This is a genomic window from Aestuariivirga sp., from assembly GCF_044238155.1.
Taxonomy (GTDB): Bacteria; Pseudomonadota; Alphaproteobacteria; order Rhizobiales; family Aestuariivirgaceae; genus Aestuariivirga.
Genome location: NZ_JBIIDX010000243.1, coordinates 1 through 2,614 on the forward strand (window position 1 = coordinate 1; position 2,614 = coordinate 2,614).

The 2,614-nt window shown below is 61.9% G+C and carries 1 protein-coding gene and 1 pseudogene; both read right to left on the bottom strand.

The window, feature by feature from the left end; genetic code table 11:
- Positions 1 to 1,967 (bottom strand): NADP-dependent malic enzyme (locus ACILRN_RS16585; RefSeq protein WP_395690068.1); only part of this gene is annotated, 1,967 nt, incomplete at its 3' end.
- A 9-nt stretch (positions 1,968 to 1,976) separates the two neighbouring features.
- Positions 1,977 to 2,614, bottom strand: a pseudogene (locus ACILRN_RS16590) (polysaccharide deacetylase family protein); the annotation flags it as partial.

Genomic DNA, 2,614 nt, shown 5'->3' on the forward strand with positions numbered 1-2,614 from the left:
GCAAGAGCCGCGCGCATTTTTTCCGAATCGGGGGTGTTGAAATCGCCAAAGTCAGAATGCGTCACCAGTGCGACCTTCGGCGTGATGCCGAACCGGCCGACATGGGCGGCACACATCAGCACCGTATCGGCGATCGCCTCCGCCGAAGGCTCAAACTGCACGTGCGTGTCAGCAAGAAACAGGATACCCCGCGAGGTGATCAGAAGGCTCATTGCCGCCAGTTCGCGTACACCCGGCGCGAGGCCAACGATGTCGCGGATATGGCGCAGCTTGCCGCGATAGCGGCCCTCAAGGCCGCAGATCATCGCATCCGCCTCGCCCCGACGCAGCGCAAGCGCGGCAATGACCGTGGTCGAGGTTCTGACCAGCGTGCGTGCCGCATCGGGCGTCACGCCACGGCGCCCGGCTATCTCGACATAGCTTGCAACATAATCACGATAGCGCGGATCATCTTCGGGATTGATGATTTCGAAATCCCGCCCTGGCCGGATCGACAGGCCATGACGCCTGAGGCGCGTCTCGATCACCGGCGGACGGCCGATGAGAATCGGTTTGGCGAGGCCCTCCTCTAGAACCACCTCAGCAGCCCGGAGCACGCGCTCGTCTTCGCCGTCGGCATAGATCACGCGCCGCGGCTCCGTCTTGGCGGCTGCGAAGATGCGGCGCATGACGAAACCTGAACGGAACACGAAACGCTGCAGGCGCTCGACATAGGCATCAAGATCAGCAATGGGACGGGTGGCAACGCCGCTCTCCATGGCCGCCTTCGCCACAGCCGGCGCAATGCGCAGGATGAGCCGCGGATCAAACGGCGACGGAATGAGAGATTCCTTGCCGAACACGCGCGACTCGCCACCATAGGCGCGCGCCACGACATCCGACGGAGCCTCACGCGCAAGACTGGCGATTGCGGCAACCGCCGCCTGCTTCATGGCCTCGTTGATGGTGCTCGCGCCTACATCAAGCGCGCCACGAAAGATGTAGGGAAAGCACAGGACGTTATTCACCTGGTTGGAATAATCCGAGCGGCCGGTGCAGATCATGGCGTCCGGCCTCGTGGCGATCGCTTCCTCGGGCATGATCTCGGGAACCGGATTTGCCAGCGCGAGGATCAGCGGATCTCTCGCCATGCGGCGAAGGTGATCGGGCTTGAGCACGCCGCCAGCTGACAGGCCGAGAAAGATGTCCGCGCCGCTAATCACGTCATCGAGCCGGCGGGCGTCAGTCTCCTGGGCATAAACCGCCTTCCAGCGGTCCATCAGTTTCTCGCGGCCCTTGTAGACGACACCCTCAAGGTCCGTTACCCAGATGTTGCGCGGGTCGGCGCCAAGGCTGACGAGCTCACTGATGCAGGCGAGCGCGGCGGCCCCAGCACCCGAGGTCACGATCTTGGCTGATGCAATGGTCTTGCCGGTGAGCATCAGTGCGTTGGTGACGGCTGCAGCGACAATCACCGCCGTTCCATGCTGGTCATCATGGAACACGGGAATCTTCATGCGGGCCCGCAGCTGCTGCTCGATCTCGAAACATTCCGGCGCCTTGATGTCTTCGAGGTTTATGCCGCCGAAGGTAGGCTCAAGGGATGCAACCGTGTTCACAAAACCTTCGACATCCGTCTGATTGACCTCAATGTCAAAGACGTCAATGTCGGCAAATTTCTTGAAAAGAACGGCCTTGCCCTCCATCACCGGCTTGGCAGCCAGCGGCCCGATATTGCCGAGACCGAGAACGGCAGTGCCATTGGAAATGACGCCAATGAGATTGGCGCGACTGGTATATTTCGAGACCAGCGCCGGATCGGCATGGATCGCTTCCGACACGGCTGCCACGCCAGGGGAATAGGCCAGCGCCATGTCGCGCTGGTTGCCAAGCGGCTTGGTTGGGCGCACCTCGAGCTTACCGGGACGGGGCTCGGCGTGATACACCAGCGCGCCGCTTCGCAGGTCGGGGGAGATCGGTTTTGTCATGATTCAGCCAAAGCGTTGCAGCCAGTGCCGGGCTATGTCGATGCGCCGCGGGACCCAGACCTTTTCATGACCGAGCACATGATCAAGGAACTTGGCCAGGCCAAGCGCACGGCCAGGGCGCCCGGCAAGACGGCAGTGGAGCCCCACTGACATCATCTTGGGGCTTCCCTTGCGGCCCTCCTCATAGAGGCAGTCGAAGCTGTCCTTGAGATACTGGTAGAACTGCTCACCCGTGTTGAAGCCCTGCGCGGTGGCAAAGCGCATGTCGTTGGCGTCGAGCGTGTAGGGAATGATCAGGTGGCGGCCGCCACCCGGCTTGTTGAGGAAATATGGCAAGTCATCAGAGTAATCGTCAGAGGAGTAGAGGAAGCCACCCTCCTCCATCACCAGCCGCGTGGTGTTCATCGAGCACCGCCCGGTATACCAACCGAGGGGTCTTTCTCCCGTCACCTGCGCATGAACCCGGATTGCCTCGGCGATCTGCCGGCGCTCCTCGTCCTCTGCCATGTCCTTGTGTTCGACCCATTTGAGGCCGTGGCTGGCTATCTCCCAGCCAGCCTCCTTCATGGCCTCGACCTGGTCGGGAGAGCGCATGAGCGCGTGCGCCACTCCATAAATGGTGAGCGGCACCTGGCGAGCCGTGAACA